The sequence below is a fragment of the Candidatus Clostridium helianthi genome (assembly GCF_045310795.1).
Lineage (GTDB): Bacteria > Bacillota > Clostridia > Clostridiales > Clostridiaceae > Clostridium > Clostridium helianthi.
On the sequence record NZ_JBJIAB010000015.1, the window covers coordinates 21664 to 40062 of the forward strand.

Annotated in this window: 14 protein-coding genes; 5 read left to right on the forward strand and 9 right to left on the reverse strand. The window is 28.4% G+C overall.

Translation table 11 applies throughout. From position 1 onward, the window contains the following. Positions 1-214: 214 nt before the first annotated feature. Together ACJDTP_RS12945 and ACJDTP_RS12950 are read right to left on the reverse strand one after the other, a co-directional pair. Positions 215-661 carry a MarR family winged helix-turn-helix transcriptional regulator gene (locus ACJDTP_RS12945; protein WP_168980980.1) on the reverse strand — a complete coding sequence of 149 codons (447 nt, stop codon included), beginning with the start codon at positions 659-661 and terminating at the stop codon, positions 215-217. A 239-nt stretch (positions 662-900) separates the two neighbouring features. Beyond that, a complete protein-coding gene (locus ACJDTP_RS12950; RefSeq protein WP_406761429.1) occupies positions 901-2346 on the reverse strand; it encodes an FAD-dependent oxidoreductase in 1446 nt (481 codons plus the stop codon). 263 nt (positions 2347-2609) lie between these two features. Between ACJDTP_RS12950 and ACJDTP_RS12955 the strand changes: the two genes are divergently transcribed. After that, positions 2610-3788, forward strand: a complete 1179-nt coding sequence (locus ACJDTP_RS12955; RefSeq protein ID WP_406761430.1) for an IS110 family RNA-guided transposase — start codon at positions 2610-2612, stop codon at positions 3786-3788. Between the two features lie 265 nt (positions 3789-4053). Here ACJDTP_RS12955 and ACJDTP_RS12960 read toward each other — a convergent pair whose 3' ends face one another. Together ACJDTP_RS12960 and ACJDTP_RS12965 are read right to left on the reverse strand one after the other, a co-directional pair. After that, positions 4054-4557, reverse strand: coding sequence for a GNAT family N-acetyltransferase (locus tag ACJDTP_RS12960; protein WP_168980982.1), 504 nt, complete (start codon positions 4555-4557; stop codon positions 4054-4056). A 350-nt stretch (positions 4558-4907) separates the two neighbouring features. Then, on the reverse strand, positions 4908-6158 hold the full coding sequence (locus tag ACJDTP_RS12965; RefSeq protein ID WP_406761431.1) for a DUF2334 domain-containing protein: 1251 nt from the start codon (positions 6156-6158) through the stop codon (positions 4908-4910). Positions 6159-6342: 184 nt separating this feature from the next. Between ACJDTP_RS12965 and ACJDTP_RS12970 the strand changes: the two genes are divergently transcribed. Then, entirely contained in the window at positions 6343-6663 is a 321-nt protein-coding gene (locus ACJDTP_RS12970) for a hypothetical protein (protein WP_077840543.1), read from the forward strand. A gap of 341 nt (positions 6664-7004) precedes the next feature. Here the strand turns inward: ACJDTP_RS12970 and ACJDTP_RS12975 are convergent, their stop codons facing one another. Then, positions 7005-8342 carry an ATP-binding protein gene (locus ACJDTP_RS12975; RefSeq protein WP_406761432.1) on the reverse strand — a complete coding sequence of 446 codons (1338 nt, stop codon included), beginning with the start codon at positions 8340-8342 and terminating at the stop codon, positions 7005-7007. 352 nt (positions 8343-8694) lie between these two features. Between ACJDTP_RS12975 and ACJDTP_RS12980 the strand changes: the two genes are divergently transcribed. Together ACJDTP_RS12980 and ACJDTP_RS12985 are read left to right on the forward strand one after the other, a co-directional pair. Next, a complete protein-coding gene (locus tag ACJDTP_RS12980) occupies positions 8695-9096 on the forward strand; it encodes a ferritin-like domain-containing protein (RefSeq protein ID WP_406761433.1) in 402 nt (133 codons plus the stop codon). 515 nt (positions 9097-9611) lie between these two features. Then, positions 9612-10658 carry a galactose ABC transporter substrate-binding protein gene (locus ACJDTP_RS12985; RefSeq protein WP_406761434.1) on the forward strand — a complete coding sequence of 349 codons (1047 nt, stop codon included), beginning with the start codon at positions 9612-9614 and terminating at the stop codon, positions 10656-10658. Positions 10659-10778: 120 nt separating this feature from the next. Here ACJDTP_RS12985 and ACJDTP_RS12990 read toward each other — a convergent pair whose 3' ends face one another. Then, entirely contained in the window at positions 10779-12053 is a 1275-nt protein-coding gene (locus ACJDTP_RS12990) for a condensation domain-containing protein (protein ID WP_077841075.1), read from the reverse strand. 196 nt (positions 12054-12249) lie between these two features. On the opposite strand from ACJDTP_RS12990, the gene ACJDTP_RS12995 reads away from it, so the two are divergent. After that, positions 12250-13317, forward strand: a complete 1068-nt coding sequence (locus tag ACJDTP_RS12995) for a galactose ABC transporter substrate-binding protein (protein ID WP_077841076.1) — start codon at positions 12250-12252, stop codon at positions 13315-13317. 97 nt (positions 13318-13414) lie between these two features. On the opposite strand, the gene ACJDTP_RS13000 is transcribed toward ACJDTP_RS12995, so the two are convergent. The 3 genes from ACJDTP_RS13000 to ACJDTP_RS13010 form a co-directional block, all read right to left on the reverse strand. Beyond that, positions 13415-15424, reverse strand: coding sequence for a PAS domain S-box protein (locus ACJDTP_RS13000; protein WP_406761435.1), 2010 nt, complete (start codon positions 15422-15424; stop codon positions 13415-13417). A gap of 102 nt (positions 15425-15526) precedes the next feature. Next, positions 15527-17281 (reverse strand): sensor domain-containing protein, encoded by a 1755-nt coding sequence (locus ACJDTP_RS13005; RefSeq protein WP_406761436.1) that lies wholly within the window; start codon positions 17279-17281, stop codon positions 15527-15529. Continuing rightward, a complete protein-coding gene (locus ACJDTP_RS13010) occupies positions 17271-18389 on the reverse strand; it encodes a GGDEF domain-containing protein (RefSeq protein ID WP_406761437.1) in 1119 nt (372 codons plus the stop codon). Before ACJDTP_RS13010 ends, ACJDTP_RS13005 begins: the two co-directional genes overlap by 11 nt. Positions 18390-18399: the final 10 nt, after the last annotated feature.

The following is an 18399-nucleotide window of genomic DNA, read 5'->3' on the forward strand; positions in this document are numbered from 1 at the left end:
AATCATATTCACAAAATTTACTTTATCAATAAGTAATAGATATGAGAGAATATTAAAAAAGTATTACTAACAAACTCGAAGAGTTTTATCTAATATTCCTACTTCCTCACTATTGTCTTTTAACTCTATTATAGAATATAACTAATAATTCAATACTAATTAGTTAATTACTAATTAGTACTATTTACTTAAAAATTAAGGTGTAAGTTTTACTTTATACACCTGATAATTTCTTTAACGTATTTATTAAACTCTTCTTCTCTTCAATATTTAAAGGGCTAAAAATTTCACTTAAATTATCTACATGCTTAGGAAAGAGTTCGCTCATAAGCTTTCTTCCTTTTTCAGAGATGCTTATTAAACTCGCACGTCTATCCTTAGGATCAGGACGTCTCTCAATCAAATCATCTTTAGCTAAGTTATCTATAACAACAGTCATATTGCCACCGGTTGAAAGAGTTTTTTCTAATATTTCGCTGACTCTTAAATCACCCTTATGATACAGTACTTCAAGTACTCCAAATTGTGAATAAGTTAATCCTCCTTCTTTTATAATTCTAAGTTCTCTTTTGTTAACACTTTGTATGCATCGGCTTAATGCTATAATAGCTTTTAAATTTAAATCATTTAATTCTCCATAAGTTACTTTCTTGTTATCCATGGCATAATATTATTACTAATTAGTAATAATGTCAAGAGTAATATATATCACAATTGAATTTCTAAATCATGACCTTAATTGAGTTCTTATGGTACTAGAGCTTTAAATGCAAATTTATTATTGCAACACATATAATAACTAGAAAAATAAATAAAGCCATATTGGTTTTATACAATACGGCTATCTAGTAATAATATTGTGTTTATGTAATAGCAATCCACACTTCAATAATTATATTATTACACTTCGTGAAGACATTTATTAGTAGGGCTTTCTATCCATATTCCCTCATAATTGTATCTTGAACCATGACAAGGACAGTCCCAAGTCAAATCATCAGCATTCCATTTAAGTTCGCAGCCTAAATGAGCGCACTTTGTTGATACTGTATATACTTTGCCTTCATTATCCTTATAGACACCAGCCTTTTGACCTTTATATTCTATAATGCCTCCATGACCATTTTCAATACTATTTAAGGTTTCCTCTGGAATATTTATCCTCTCCGCGATAAAATTTTTTGCAGTTATAGCAAGATCCTTTGCAGCATTTTTCATAGATGCTGACATGTCAAATCTCCTTGGTGAGAATATTTCAGAAAAGTCATTTTCTTTTTCAAGTATCATATCACTTATTATCATTGCAGCAACCATTGAAGTTGTCATTCCCCATTTTTTAAATCCTGTTTCAACATACATATTAGGAGTTTTAGATGAGTACTGACCAATATAAGGCACATTGTCTAAAGTAATACAATCTTGAGTTGACCAATGATATTTTTCTGTTGCGTTTGGATAAAATTCTTTAGCAACTTTTCTTAATTCCTCATATGCTCCACCTTCTTCATTTTCCCCTGTTCTTCTAGCTGCACCATCAAGTATTAATAGATTCTTATAGTTTCTAAATGAATATGTATTTTTATCAATACCTTTATACATTCCATTAACATCTTGCGCATTTTCTAAAGCTATAGCATATGCTCTTTCTTGATGCATTCTCATAAAATAATAACCTGGAGTATTTAAGAATGGATAATGCGATGCTACCACTATTTTATTTGCTTTAATTTTCATATCATTCTTTGTAACTACAGTATTATCTTCCGTAATATCAAGAGCTACTGTATTTTCATAAATAGTTAATTGTTCTGAAATTGGTCTTAAGAATTTTAGTGGATGAAACTGTGCTTGATTCTTAAATTTCAATGCTTTTTTAGCTTTTACAGGAATATTTACCTCATCTACAAGTTCTGCATCAATCCCTAATCTTTTCGCTGCATTATATTCATCTTCAAGATCTTTAATGTTATCAGAAGTATACAAGTATGAATCTTTATGCTCAAAATCACAATCAATTTTTTCTGCATCAATTATTTCCTTGTATCTCCTTATAGCAAGTTCATTGGCTCTTGCATATTGACTGGCGCCATCTTCACCAAATTCTTTAATTAATTTATCGTAAATTAATTCATGCTGAGATGTTATTTTAGCAGTTGTATTTTTAGTAACTCCTCCTGCTATACTTCTAGCATCAATTACAACAACATCTCTCCCACTTTTATTTAACATATATGCAGTGAGCAGTCCTGCCATTCCAGCACCTATTACAAGAATATCGCATTGAATATCTTGATTTAAAGTTTCTCTTTTTCTAAAATTAACCTCGGAACTCCATACACTTTCCATGTAAATCACCTTGTATAATGAACATGTAGTAAAAATTCATTATACTTTTCCTTTCTTAATAATTTTTACTATACTTAACATAAGACGCTGTGGATTAGTTTTTTCACCTATAGCTAGACTATTTCAATTGAGGATATAACCACAGCTTTATGCTTATTTGTTAATTAGTTAGATAACGCATGACGTTTTATATAGAGCAAGGATACATTTAGCATGAAGCTACGTGGAGCATAGCGGACTAAATTAAAAAAGGAGTTGTTCTTATGATTTATATTGGCATTGATGTAGCTAAAGCTAAACACGATTGCTGCATTATTGATTCAGATGGTGTTATTATTAATGATTCTTTACGTATATCCAATTCACGTGAAGGTTTTGAATTACTTTATTCTTCAATACTTTCCGCCCTACCTAACAAGGATATTTCTAACGTAAAAATAGGACTTGAATCAACAGGTCATTATAGCACTAATCTCCAAAACTATTTGTATGCTAAAGGCTTTCACCTATCCATTCTCAATCCTTTAGCTACAAATCTTTTCCGTAAGACTCAAACCCTTAGGAAAACTAAAACCGATAAAACGGATGCACTAGTTATTGCTAAAATGCTTTTCTCTGATGATACAAAATCCTATTCACCTGTATCATATCAAATTCAAGAGCTAAAGTCACTAACTAGACATAGATATCGCTTAATTGGTTATAGATCTAGGCTTAAACTATCAATTACTAGACTTATAGATATAATTTTTCCCGAATTACCAAAGTATGTTTGGTCTATTCATCAAGTCTCTGTTTATGCTCTCCTATCGGAGTTACCGAGCCCGAAGGAAATATCCAATTGTCATTTAACTAAATTGACAAACCTTCTGGCTAAATCCACTAAAGGCAAATATAGTAGAGCAAAAGCTATTGAAATAAAGGAAGTAGCTAGCAATTCTATCGGAACTAGCACACGTTCTTTATCTTTTGAACTTCAGCAAATTATTAGGTTAATTCGATCTGTTCAAGCTGAAATTGATGCTTTAGATAAGCAAATAAAGGATGTTGTTATAGAAATAGACTCTCCTTTAATAAGTATTCCTGGAATCTCTTATACACTAGCCTCAATAATTCTAGCTGAAATTGGAGATATAGATAGATTCACTGATCCAGCAAAGCTTTTAGCTTTTTCAGGACTTGATCCATCAACATATCAATCCGGAAAATATAATGCTACACATACACCTATGGTTAAACGTGGTTCTACCTACTTACGTTGGGCTATATTAACAGAATCTAGAACTGTTTCTATGCGTGATTCCACTTTTGGGGATTATCTTGCAAAGAAGCAAAGTGAAGGCAAGCATTACTATATTGCTATGAGCCATGTAGCAAAAAAACTAATACGTGTTATTTTTTATCTTTTAAAAACCAATACTTCATTTGTTTCACAAATTTAATTCCTTAATTTTCCAAGCAATGTGATTGCTTTATTTGTCATGCACTTTTTTATTGACTAAAAAATATAATTTTTTTATTAACTTATATTGACTTCATATAGTTAGTCTCACGCTTAGTATTCCATTTTTTTAGATACTATACACATATTCCTATTAATTCCTGCAATTAATCTTAAAACCTCAGAATTACGGAAAAAGAAGCATCAAAAATATACAAAATTCATGATGCTTCTATTATCCTTAAGGAACAGTACTACTTTTAAGATTATATTATTCTCTCAAACGCTATTCTTTTATTTCCGTCTTCTAAATAGATTATCCCACAATACTGGAATTTGTTTTTCTTAAGCAACTTTTGCATAGATATATTTTCTTCATGTGTATCTACTTTTATGCTATGTACCCCTTTACTTAAACAAAGCTCCACTACATTTTTAATAATTTCAGATGATAATCCTAATCCTTTATAAGTGTTATCTACAGCTATCCTATGAATAACTGCATATTGATTATTAGTAATCCATTGACCTTCATAAATAGAATCATATGTTTTTTCTCCATCAAAAGAAACTGCTGCTGTAGCAACAATATTATTGTCTTTTAACAAAATATAGCTATGTTTATTAGCAATATCATTTCTTATTGTTTCAGGATTAGGATAATTATTCTGCCATTGATTAATTCCTTGTTCTTTAAAATAATCTTGTGCTTGCTTAATAATGCTCATTATATAATTTATATCTGTTTCAACTGCTTTTCTAAATTCCATTTCTATTCTCCTCGTCTTTATACGAATAAATTTATATATTTCAATAAACAATCTATACTCTAATTAAGTTTATAAGTTCTAGTCCTAATTTCGTAACTTATTGAACTTTCAATTACCACTAGTTTATACCAATTTGGTTTAAACCTCAATTACATTTTCATAAGACTTAGCTAAATACTGCGCTATTCTTAAATACCCCTATAAAATCCTGGAATAAAAAAATAAGCGTAAACATTACTAAAAATCATTTAGTAATATTTGCACTTAGATAATACAAAACTATATTAAATTATTGCTCATTTAGCACCTATTTAATTTATTTGTTTGACTTTATTTTGAATTTTAAAATATTATCTCAACTTAAAATATTTGTGTAAATTAAAAAAACTATAGAATAATTCTTTGAATTCCTCCTTCTTACTACCTAGGTTTAAATCCGTAATTTTTGTAAAGTTACAACCTTTATAGCATAGTGCTTTTACTATTTGATGAAGAGGTGAATTTTCCAAGTAATTACTCATTGGATATCTATTTACACCACTTTTAAGGGTTATATATTCAAAGTCAATATATGGATGATAAAACAAACTAGCAAGTGTAGTTTCATCTAAATTGTTTATTCTATCAATCATTTTATCAATACCATCTTTTTCCTCTACATAGCCTAACGGTGTAGGTATATACAAAGTTGTATAATTTCTAGGGCTTTTAACTATTCTCTCTCCCCAAGCGCCTACAAATGGTTCATAAATAATATCAAAATATTGTTCAAATATGCTTTGTTGAAATGCAGTAGCTGCATAGTGGGGTGTCTCAAAAAACTTAACAGGTAATTCTAATCTCTTTGCAGTATTAATAGCCGCTTCAACTCTTCTTCTTATACTCTTTTCATCATTATTTCTTCCTTCATTAAACTCGGTACCAACTGCGCTTACTTCATCACCATACTGATGAGTATAACCATGCAACCCGATTACTCCATTTCTATTTAATAAATACTCCATTGTAAATAGAAAGTTAGCATTAGGCATACTATAATCTTTTGATATATCATTATCAATTCCATTTTGAGGATCAACGAACCTTGGTATCCATGCTATATGGAATGGTATACCAGCTAAAAACATGTAATCTGCAACTACTCTAAGCTTTTCTAAGTTATCAGAATCTAAATATCTCCCCCCTGCTGTTATGTCTTCAAATCGAATTAGAGCAACTCTTCCATAAACATTTTTGCAGTTCTTATAATTGCTTTTATCCCAGTAGAGTGAAATTGTACTCCTGATATAATCCCACTTAGATCTTATACTTAATATTTTGCACATATCAAATAACGATATGTACAATACATTATCAATTATAGTAAATTTATAATCATCAATGCAATAATCTATAGATATAGATGACTTCTCTTTAAACTTTATCTCTATTTTACTCTCCTTAATATTAATTTCGCCTCCTGTCTGATCAGCAAATTCCAACAGTGGCATAAAATAGCAGTTAATATTTTTATATATAGGACTATTAAACTTTATTGATCTACCTTCAAAATTTATCTTCAAATCATCTTCAACTAAAAACATTTTTTTATCATAAAACATTTTTCTTCACTTATTACAATATTGTTCCTCAAATATACGGTATGTTTACAAACTCATAATGCCACTCATCACTCATACAATCTTTTAACGATAATATAAAGAGAATATATTTTTTCTACCTTCACATAATAAATTTGATCTATTTAAATTTTATAACATTAGACTGGCGAAAGGGGTTCTTGAATTGAAGAAATTTATTTCAATACTTTCCATTTTTTTGTTTCTATCATTTAGTATTAATACTGCTACAGTAGCGGATATAAATCAACCACGAACTTTTAAAGAAGGATTTTATAACATACGAGATTTAGGCTTTATGGAAAATGTTTCTTACAGTGTCCAGAATTTATCTGAATATAGAGGATTTATGGTTGTATTTGATTCTGAACAGAAAATACAGCAAGCTATTTCATTAGATCCACGCTCTCAAAAGTTTCCACTTAAACCCATTAGAAATAGTGATAGAATTGTAATATTGGGTCAAGGCGCGTTAACTTTTTCTTAAATAAAAGTCTATTTCTCAATTATTATTTATAATTAAGAGTATATTTTCTTTGAATACTGTAAATAATTAAAATGCAATTTCATATAACAAAAAAGAGATAGCTTTATTATTATCTACCTAGTTTAAATGCTATCTCTATTTTTATTTATTTTTTTAGTTCAAATTACTATATCCAATACAATTACTTCTTATATGTATTATTAGAAATAAGAAACCTCTAATTTCCTAATATCTCCGTCTATAATTCTAAAGCATTCATATTATTTTTCAATATAATTATATGCAGATTAATGCCTACACCCCTAAAATATTACATAAAGTTCCATTTCTAATTTTATATCTTATATGAATTTATGAGATTCAAGCATTGAATTTTCAATATTTCTAGCTATTGGCAATTTGATAAAGAATGTTGTTCCTATACCTAATTCTGTTTCAAACCATATTTGCCCCTTATGAATATTAGTAATAGTATGATATGCCATAAATAATCCTAACCCAGTACCACCACTTCTTCTAAAAGAAAAAGGTTCAAATAAAGTTTCACTTAAATCTTCTGGTATTCCTCCTGCTGTATCTTTGATCTGAATTATCATGAAATCCTCATCTTTTTCTGTTAAAATCTTAATTTCTCCACCTTCATCCATTACTTGAACTGCATTATTTATAATATTTTCAATTGCTCTCTTTAAAAGCTTTTCAGACATATTTATGTGTTCTTCTAAATTATTTTTGAGTGATAATTTAATTTTTTTATGCTCACAAATAGGATCAAAGTAACCTATAATATTTTCTATTATAGGCATGACTTTTTGAGGTATAAGTTTTTCTGGTTTAAATATACTCAAAAGTTCAATAATCATATCATTCATCTCATCAGCTTGAGTTATTATCCTGCTTAAATAGTTATCAATCCTATATTTGTCAGAAGTTATCATTCCTAATTGACCTAATCCTCTTATTACTGATAATGGGTTTTTAAGATCATGAACAGCTGTTGCAATTAATTCACTTGTCGCTTGTAAATTTATATGCTCTGATGGAGATTTATCGTTACTATTATTTATATACGTAATTGTTGATTCAATTGAATTTACACAAGCTACTAATATATGAAGTCTTTCTGGTCTTGCATATTTAACTGGTACACTTATGTCCATTGCACCAATAATTTTATTATCATACTTTATAGGAACACCAATACATGCGCATCCACCATAAGCAATACCATAATGTTCCACTCCATAAACAAGAACTGGTTCTCCTATTGCCAATGCTGTACCCGCACCATTATTTCCTATATTCTCTTCTGACCAACTTGCTCCAATGCATAGCCCTGCCTTTCTACCTCCCAGTTCTTCCGGAGTACCTCTATAATCAATAATCCACCCATCTTTATCTGATAAAGCTACAATATGAGGTATTCCAGTCAGGCTCATGGATAAAGAATCCATATATAATTTTGAAACCTCAATAAGTTGTGAGTTTTCTTTTATCCTTTTATTTAAATCTTTATCTGATAAAAACTTAAATTTTATTTTTTCAGGCTTTATTCCTAATTCACTGCATCGTTTCCATGATTCTAATGTAATCTTTCTTGCAGTAGGATTACTATTTACAATTGATATAAAACTCTCCCACTCCTCTAAGCTATCATTTGTTTCTCGTAGACATTCCATTCCTACACCACCCTAATATTTGTTTTTGAATTTTAAATAACTACATTAATAATATTCGACATTTGGTCTAATATTCCTCTTTTTCCACCTTTATACCAAATATTATAATTTTTAATTGTATATAATTTATCTAAATAATAACTGAATATGTCTTTTCATTGATATTAAAGTAAATATGCATCTAAATTATTAACTACATTTTTTAATTAAGAGTAACTTGAAATATTATGGAAATATATATTTAATAGAGATAAAACCCTATTGACATTGATTTATTAAAATGTTAATCTAGTTTTATTCAATTAAATTACATTATATATTATTTTAATCAATTTTAATACGGAGGTTTATTATGGGTTTAATAGGTCTAACTAAAGGTACAGATTTAGAAGAAAAAATTAATGAAATGTGGAAGGCAGAAGCAATAGGTGCTGCAACTTATCAAGCTTTTGCAATAGTTGCTCAGGAAAAAGGTCTATCCCAATTAGCAGATGAACTAAAAAAGATTTCTGCTGATGAAGCTCGCCATGGCGGATTATATGCAGCACTAAATGGTCATACAAATGAAAATTTACGTGATGCTTTGAGTTCAATGTCTATTGGTGAAATCTCTGCAGGAGAAAAAATAAAAGAATTATCTAAAATTCTTGATAAATTAGGTCTGATAGAAGCAGCTCAAGCTGTATATACTGCTGGCGAAGATGAGTGTAGACATGGTGAAATTTTAAAAGAGCTAGTTAAAAAATATTTATAGTTGATGAAATAACATAAATCTAACTTATAATTGATTTATCTATATCCAGCACTATAAAAATATAAGTTTAATTCAAAATGCAAAAATGTAATAGCACTAAACTTGAGATTTTGGTTCGAACCTTAAGTTTAGTGCTATTATACACAATTGTTTATTAATTTTTATTAATACTCTCTAACAAATCTTTTTAATCCCATCCTTCTATCAAATCGTTTTTTCTGAAATTAATATAAACTAGGCTTTTCATTCATGACTACCTAACATTCTTAAAAATTATTTCAAAAATCTTATTCTCATTATTAATATCTATAATTATAGTCTTATATAGTTTTCGCACTGAAAATTTAAAATTTTAATTTAATTCTTATTGTTTTTATTAAGTCACTTTAATCTTTCTAAAGTCTAACTACAAGCATAGTTATAAATTTTCTTCCATATGTACAAGTTCGAATAAATTTTATAAATAAAGAAAGCCTATTAGTATATAGTTAAATTAAAACATATGGAGGATTGAAATGAATGTATTAAAAAAGCTTAAGTTATTTATTATAATTGTTTTATTATTATCAAATATAATTCCAAATAATACATATGCTTTACAAAACGGCAACAATCAACCTCAGCTTAAGGTAGCTGTATTTATAAATAATTTCGAAGACTTATTTCTTTATGAAGTAAAGAAAAATTTAGAAGATATCCAAACTGAAAATGCAGGTAAAGTTCAATTTACTTTTTTTGATGCAAAAGAAAATCAAAGTATTCAAAATGAGAGTATTGAAAATGCACTTAATCAAGACTTTAACCTTTTTGTAATACGTCCTGTTAGTAAAAACCTAAGCGATATCGAAGGTACTTTTAATAAAATACAACAAAAGAATATTCCATTAATTATCCTATACGAAAAAACTCCATCGATAGTAAACTTACTTAGACCTTACCGCAACAGATCTATTATCATTAATACAGATCTTGCTCAATCTGGTACTCTTGAAGGTAAAATTCTGGCCAATGCTTGGAATTCAAATAAAGTGGTTTTAGATAAAAATAAAGATAATATAATGCAATATGTTCTTATAAAAGGTCCATCTGATAGCAATATAACAGCTATAAGAAACAAATATTCAATTCAGGCAATAAATGAATCTGGAATAAAGACTCAGGAAATTTCATCGGTTACCTGTGATTTTCTAGAAGAATGCGCAAGAACTTCTGTAGAATCACTATTTTTAAATTATAGTAATAAAATTGAAGCAATAATTGCTAATAGTGATTCCATGGCAATAGGTGCTGTTAAAGGCCTTCAAAAATATGGATACAATAAAGGAGACCCCTCTAAGTATATTCCAGTTGTTGGAGTTGATGCCTTGCCAGAGGCACAAGGACTGATTGCAAAAGGATTTATGACCGGTACTGTTAAGCAAGATCCACGCGAACATGGAAATGCAATTTATTCTATAGGAATGAATTTAGTTGCTGGTGTTCCTCCTGTCAGCGGTACTAATTATAAATTTGATGAAACTGGAGTCGCAATTGAGCTGCCTTATTCTGAGTATGTTAAATAATAATAACTTCTTTAATCACAAATACATAAATCTTTATCATTTATGTATATAATTTAATATTATAAAATAATATTTTTATAAGTCCCTAATCTTTAGGGACTTATTTTTCATAAAATTTTACTAGTACACACTAGCTTGTAACTCGTTAACAAACTTATCTAAAAAGATATTTACTTTATCTTTGTCTGATTGAGTTCCGTATAAATTAACGCTAAGTGTTGCCACATTGTTAAATGTTGATATAGCTAACTGAAAATACGGATCATATTTGATTGAGCCTGTCATATAAGCTTCAATAATATTAGTCTCACCAAATGTAAGATGTTTTTCATCAATTATACCTATATTAGTAAAAGCAATTGGTGGATTCACAAATTTTTTCTCAACTATTCCGCTTGCAATCTTGTAAGGAAAAATATCAAAAACTTTTTCTAGCATAGCTATACTTTTAATACACGCTATATTAGATTTCTGTTTATTCATTTCTTTTTTTACTTTATAAAGTGTTTCTTCAAAAGTTTTACCAGTCTCATTACCTATATTACAGATAAGGTTTGTACATAAATTACAGAAGCCTTCTCCTCTGTGATTTGGAAGATATTTTCTTAAATCTACAGTGCAAGGTATAGTCACGCATCTTCCAAACAATTGAAATAGAACTCGTATATATACAGTAAGCATAATATCATTTACTGTAGCCTCGTGCTTTTTAGCATAAGCTTTAAGCATATTAAATTTTTCTTTATTAATAGTGCGAATTTCGATAAATGGATTACTAAGATCTCCATCTAAGTCAAATTTCACATCATCATAGGTAAATATATCAGCTTTACTAAACATGATTTTTACTTTCTCTGTAATTGATAAATTCTTAAGTATTTGTTTAATTTTACGATTTTTTCTTGGTATCGCTTGATAGTCTTGATTATTTTCTATATTTGAATAAATATTACTAAGCATATATAGATATTCTTTAAATCCTGCTGCATCACACAACATATGACTCATTAATATACATAATGTATCCTTTTCCTTCACTCTAATTAATTTTATGCTTAATTGTGGACCATTAAATGCATCTATTTGTTGATAAAGATACTGTTTGATGCATTCTTCGTTTCCATTTTGTATTTCTACAAATTCAATTATGTCACTTGCAGTATATCCTGCTTCTTCCCAATAAGGCTGCCTTTTGGATTCATTATATCTACATCTAATCAAAGGGAAAACATTAATAGAAATATCAATAGCCTTACTCAATCGTTCTAAATCAACTTTTCCAGAAAATTTTGCTATAAAATGGAGAGTATGATCATTAATCCTTTTAACTTTAAAAAGATATTGCAAAATATCCCATGCTTCAGCTTTATAATTTTTATAAGAATTATTTAGCATTTTACGCCTCCACTAAAAAACATATTTAGTATTATTTTACTACTCATATCTAATTATAACATGTTTGCTCATTGATATATCATCTGATTTTTACTGTATTTTTATTTTATAATCTTAGAATAAATTTTATATTTATACCAAACCTAATTATGAGTATTATGATTTAAAACAGTTACATGAGTTGGAGGATGATTTAATGAAGACATTTCTAAAAACAATAGTATTTATTCAAACTGTGTTAATTATATTCATACTAATAAATATAGCTCATGTTAATACATTTGCTAGTTCAAGTATAGATGTTAGCAATGGCAAAGTAGCTAATGTTGCAGTATTACTATATAGTTTTGATGATCCCTATATGTTAGAAATTAAAAAGAGTTTAGAGGACATTGAAAATCAAAATAAAGATAAAATTCACTTTACTTTTTATGATGGAAAAAATAATATGGCTATACAAAATGAAACAATAGATTCTCTTCGTAAGAGTAATATTGATTTATTTATATTAAAGCTAGTTGATACAAAAGAAGAAACCATAAAAAATATCATGCTTAATCTAAAAAATGTTCCAATTATTTTTATGGAAGTTACTCCAGAAGTTGTATCAAAAGTTTCCAAACTTTATAGCAAAGCTGTTTTTCTGTATTCAACTTCAAGCCACGAAGGTGTTTTGCAAGGTAAGATTCTTGTGGATAAATGGAATACTGATAAGAAATTTTTAGACAAAAATAATGATAATATTTTGCAATACATTTTGCTAAAAGGTGAAGTCAATAACCCATACGCTATTGAAAGAACAAATGATGCTATTTCAACAATTAATGGAGCAGGAATACAAACAGAACAGCTTGCTCTAGTAAATGCCAATTGGTTTAGAGAATTAGCTAAAACTTCAGTTGATAATCTATTTCTCAAATATGATGGTGGAATTGAAGCAATAATTGCTAATAATGATGCTATGGCTTTAGGCTCTATTGAGGCACTACAAAAATATGGATATAACAAAGGTGATAAAAACAAGAATATAGCCGTTGTTGGAATTGATGGTCTAGAGGAAGCCAAAAATTTAATAGACAAAGGATTAATGACTGGCACCCTTATTCAGGATACAAAAATGGTAACTGAGGCCTTTTATAATATTGGAATGAATTTAATTAAAAATGAGAACCCTATAGCAAATACACCTTACAAACTAGATAACAGAGTAATAACTATTCCAGAATCTTACAAGCCATACACAGGTCCTGTTAGCAGCGAATAAGAAGTCTCAATAAATTTAAAAATAGTGAGTTTACTTATAAAGCATACTCACTATTTTCTTAAATTAAATTCGTTGGTTAAACAACATTCTGCAAATATTATATAAATCTTAAGATAACATTCTTTAATGTATTCATATCAAATGGTTTAGAAATATAATCATCCATTCCGATCTCAATGCATCTTTCTCTGTCTCCATTCATAGAATAAGCTGTCATAGCTATTATATTAACATGTTCTTTTGTCTTTATTTCTTTTTCTCTAATTATTTTAGTAGTATCGTATCCATTTAATTCTGGCATTTGAATATCCATGAGTATTAAATCAAATGTATTTTCTTTTAGCTTTTCTAACGCCTGCTTCCCATCATATACATACTCATATTCATATCCCAATCTATTTAGCATTTCACAAGTTATCTTAATATTTATTTCGTTATCCTCAACTAATAATATCCTTTTATTTTTGCTTGAGGCTATCTGATCATCTTCTGCATTTAAATTATGATTATTTATATCTTCTGCATAATTCAATAAAAATTCTGCTGTAAAATAAAAGGTGCTTCCTTTATTTTCAATACTTTCAAACCATACGTCCCCATTCATTAGCTTTGCAATATCTTTTGAAATAGCAAGCCCTAGCCCAGTTCCATCATATTTTTTAGTATAAGTCATATCTTGTTGGACAAATTTTTTAAAGATATCATTTTTAAATTCTTCTTTAATCCCAATACCTGTATCTTTCACTGAAAATTCTAATGTTAGTTTATTATTTGTATTATTTAATTTCCTTACCTTAAACATTATTTGACCCATTTCAGTGAATTTAATAGCATTATTAATAAGATTTATAAGCACTTGATTTAATCTAATTTCATCTCCTATTAAATCAAAGTTTATATATGGATCAATATAGTAAAATACTTCTAAGCTTTTTTTACTGCATGCTATAGATAACTCTTTAGTAATCCTATCTAAGGTTTTTTTCATATTAAACGGCTTTAATGTAAGTTCAAATTTCCCTGACTCTATTTTAGAAATATCTAAGATGGTATTTAATATTCCGAGTAACAATCTTGATGAATTACTGAGCATGTCTAAATATTCTTTTTGATTATTATTAAGTTCAGTTACCTTCAATAAGTCTATAATTCCTATTATTCCATTCATAGGAGTTCTTATTTCATGGCTAATATTTGCAAGAAATTCACTTTTAGCTTTGTTTGCTTTATCCGCTTCTTCCTTTGCTTTTTCTAATTCCTGATAATTACTTCTTAGCTCCTCTTCTATTGCTATAAGTTCTTCATATAGAGCTGATATCTCTTCATATTTATCTCTTAACTCTTTTTCCACTTTTTTATTTTCTGTTATATCTCTAGTGATATTAGATGCTCCAATTAAATTTCCTTCAAAATCGTAAATAGGTGAAACTGTTATTGAAACATCGATTAACTGACCATTTTTCTTTCTTCTCTTAGATTCGAATCCTCTAATTTTTTCTTTATTTTTTATCTTGTTAATTATTTCATAGAAGTCATTAATTTTCTCATCAGGAATTATGATAGATATATGTTTTCCAATCACTTCTTCTTTTTTGTATCCATAAATCTTTTCAGCACCTATATTCCAACTTGTTATAATTCCGTCTAAAGTTTTTCCTATAATTGCATCCTCAGTATTTTCAACTAAAGAAGCAAGTCCCCTAATTTCCGCTTCATTTTTCATTCGGTTTGATATATCTCTTATTATGCTTAAAACAAATCTATCATCGTTAATTTCTATTCCTATTGATTTCACTTCTACAGGAAAACTAGTTCCATCACTTTTAAAGTGCATAGTTTCAAACTCAACATCACCTGATTTAGCTTTTTCAAATTGCATGATTGCAAGTTCAATTCTTTCCCTATTTCTTAACTCAAATATATTCTTTGAAAGTAGTTCTTCTTCGGTATAACCATAGGTATCCACTGCCTTTCTATTAACTTCCAATATATTGCCTTGGTTTGAAAATAAAATTATTATATCATTGGCATTACGTATAGCAGCTTCATATATTTGTAAATAATTATATTTCTTTTTATTAATATTTTCATTGGTTTCACTACTCATCTATCACCCCTCCTTAAATTTCGTAAATTAAAATAACAAACGAATAAGATTGCATAAAATATGATTGTCATCCGTATAGCATAAGCAGGCTTAATAGTTCATTTAATCATTTTTTAACATTTTCTCAAGTTCCTCTTCACAAACTGGTTTACTGAAATAATATCCCTGAATTATATTACACCCTAAATTTACCAATACATTAAGTTGCTCTTTGACTTCAACCCCTTCAGCTATAACCTTGTACTTCAAACTTTTCGATAAGCTCAAAATACACTCTATTACTGCTCTGTTCTTATCGTTCTCAATGTTATCAATAAAAGATTTATCTATTTTCAAAGTATTTATAGGTAAGATTGTTAAATAACTTAAAGATGAATATCCAGTTCCAAAGTCATCAATTGAAATATTTATGCCTTTTTTTATTAGTTCATGTAAATCAGCAATCTTCTCATCATCTAATTCAATTAAAGTACTTTCAGTTATTTCTATTTCAATTAAACTTAGAGGAATTTTGTTTTCTTCACAAGTTTTTATTATTTTGTCTTTAAAATCTCTTTCTTTTATTTGAACCGGTGAAACATTTATGCAGATATTATTAAATCCATATTTCCTCTCCTTAAGCTCTCTGATTTTACGACATGCTTTCTCAAATACCCAATCTCCTATATCTACAATTATTCCAATCCTTTCAGCTATTGGTATAAATTCAGCTGGAGATACAAAACCGAGCTTTTTACTATTCCATCTCAATAACGCTTCAAATGCAACTACCTTATTATCCAATGCATCAATTTGCGGTTGGTATACAATAGAAAATTCATTTTTCTTAATTGCTTCTTTTAATTCATTTTCAATTATTATTCTTCTTGTATATAACCTACTTAAAGCTTGTTCGAAAAAGGTATATGTGTTTTTTCCATCTGTCTTAGACTTATACATTGCTAGATCTGCAAATTTTAATAGATCATTCATATTATTACTATCTCTTGGGAATATTGCTATTCCCATGCTTGTTGTAATATACAGCTGGTTTTCATTAAGTTCGAATGGATTCTTGCAATATTTTAAAATTGTATTGCACATCTCTTTAACTTTTTCTATAGAATTAATTCTTTCTATAATTACAGTAAATTCATCTCCACCAACTCTGTACAACTTTCCATAGTCCTTTATACACACATGCAATAATTGTGAGAATACTTTTAACATAAGATCTCCATAGTCATGTCCTAGGGTATCGTTAATAGATTTAAAATTATCTAAATCTATGAAAACTATAGCGCCCTCCTGACTCAGTTTAATATTTTTATCTAAGACATTCTTTATATCCATTAAAAACATATCCCTATTAGGAAGCTTTGTAAGAGAATCATGATATAAATTGTCTGAAATTCCTTTTTCTCTTTCCTTTTCTTCAGTTATATCACTCACTACCCCAAACATGCGAGCTACACCTTCATTTTTCTCTTTTATGCCATTTCCCTTAAACAATACCCACTTCAATTTATTATCTTTAGTAATAATTCTAAACTCACTTATATAGGAGGTTACTTTATCTGCTACAAAAAAGTTTAAATCAGTCAATGCACTTTCTCTATCCTTGTTTATAGCTACCTTTTCAATACAATCAATTAAACTGTTAAAATTTTTCGAGCTATAGCCCGTAATTTTTTCCCATGCTTCAGAAATAAAGAAACCATCTTCCTTAATATTCCATTCCCAAACTGCTATATTAGCTTCATCTATTGCTTGTTTATATTTTTTTAATATTTCTTCATAATCGAAATCACTTTTTTCTATCTCCATAACAGATTTCTTTGCTCTCCTTAAAAATAAGTTCATTTGATTATCTTTCATGATTATAACCTTCTTTGTGGTCATTTAATTCCTTCATATACTCTACTATAAGATCATCTAAATGCTGACTTATAGTTAATCCATTGTCTATATCTACGTCTCCATCAAGTGTACAGCAAACTTCATTCAAAATTTCTCTTACAGAATTTATATTTTGATTTAACTCTGATAATTTGATTGTTTTTTCTTTAATATTCGTTGAATCAAATTCATACATACTTTCTTGATTTACAATTGTCCTATTTCTTCCACTAGCTTTAGCTTTATAGAGATTCTTATCTACTTTTGATAATAAATCATAAATATTTACATCTTCATCAGAAGCTTCATACACTCCAAAACTTGCTGTTATTTTTATCTCAATACCACCATAATTGAAAGATGTATTTTCTAACAATTTTCTTATCTTCTCGGCAACTTTATATGCATTCTTAGCCTCAGTATAATTTAATATTATAATAAACTCTTCTCCACCAAATCTACCTACCCAGTCTGACTTACCTCTGACAGATTTCAATATTAACTCTGAAAAATCAATGAGTATTTTATCACCTATAATGTGCCCGTATTGATCATTTACTTTTTTAAAGAAATCTATATCTGCCATTATTATCGATAAAGGCATTTTGCTAATTTTCATGTAGTTAATATCTACAGGGAGTCTCTCATTTATATATCTTCTATTATATAATCCTGTCAATTCATCTTTAATTACCTTTTCATTCATTGAGATAATCAACTCTTCCACAAAGTCAGAATCTTCAGTCATCTTATGAAATACGCTTCCGATATTAGTAATATCCTTTAATATTTCCACAATATATATCTTGCCATTTAATTCTACTGGTGTTGCTGTAATTAAGACAATTTTTTCTTTATCATATTCTATTTTTACAAATGTATCATTGTTGTTATATGCTCGCATAGAAATACAGTTTTCGCAAAACGTGTGTTTCTTCCATAATAAATAGCATGTACCATTTAACCCTTGTAGCTCATTGTCCTTAACAAGAGCCGCTTTTTTGTTTATTGGATCAACTATTCTTATAACATCATACAATTTTTTAAAGATAGATAGTCTTTCCTTCACTTGGTCTATTACTTCCATAAGATTCCCT

Coding starts and splice junctions, on each gene's coding strand:
- ACJDTP_RS12945 (WP_168980980.1), bottom strand. CDS start 661: ATGGATAACAAGAAAGTAACTTATGGAGAATTAAATGATTTAAATTTA.
- ACJDTP_RS12950 (WP_406761429.1), bottom strand. CDS start 2,346: ATGGAAAGTGTATGGAGTTCCGAGGTTAATTTTAGAAAAAGAGAAACT.
- ACJDTP_RS12955 (WP_406761430.1), top strand. CDS start 2,610: ATGATTTATATTGGCATTGATGTAGCTAAAGCTAAACACGATTGCTGC.
- ACJDTP_RS12960 (WP_168980982.1), bottom strand. CDS start 4,557: ATGGAATTTAGAAAAGCAGTTGAAACAGATATAAATTATATAATGAGC.
- ACJDTP_RS12965 (WP_406761431.1), bottom strand. CDS start 6,158: ATGTTTTATGATAAAAAAATGTTTTTAGTTGAAGATGATTTGAAGATA.
- ACJDTP_RS12975 (WP_406761432.1), bottom strand. CDS start 8,342: ATGGAATGTCTACGAGAAACAAATGATAGCTTAGAGGAGTGGGAGAGT.
- ACJDTP_RS12980 (WP_406761433.1), top strand. CDS start 8,695: ATGGGTTTAATAGGTCTAACTAAAGGTACAGATTTAGAAGAAAAAATT.
- ACJDTP_RS12985 (WP_406761434.1), top strand. CDS start 9,612: ATGAATGTATTAAAAAAGCTTAAGTTATTTATTATAATTGTTTTATTA.
- ACJDTP_RS12990 (WP_077841075.1), bottom strand. CDS start 12,053: ATGCTAAATAATTCTTATAAAAATTATAAAGCTGAAGCATGGGATATT.
- ACJDTP_RS12995 (WP_077841076.1), top strand. CDS start 12,250: ATGAAGACATTTCTAAAAACAATAGTATTTATTCAAACTGTGTTAATT.
- ACJDTP_RS13000 (WP_406761435.1), bottom strand. CDS start 15,424: ATGAGTAGTGAAACCAATGAAAATATTAATAAAAAGAAATATAATTAT.
- ACJDTP_RS13005 (WP_406761436.1), bottom strand. CDS start 17,281: ATGAAAGATAATCAAATGAACTTATTTTTAAGGAGAGCAAAGAAATCT.
- ACJDTP_RS13010 (WP_406761437.1), bottom strand. CDS start 18,389: ATGGAAGTAATAGACCAAGTGAAGGAAAGACTATCTATCTTTAAAAAA.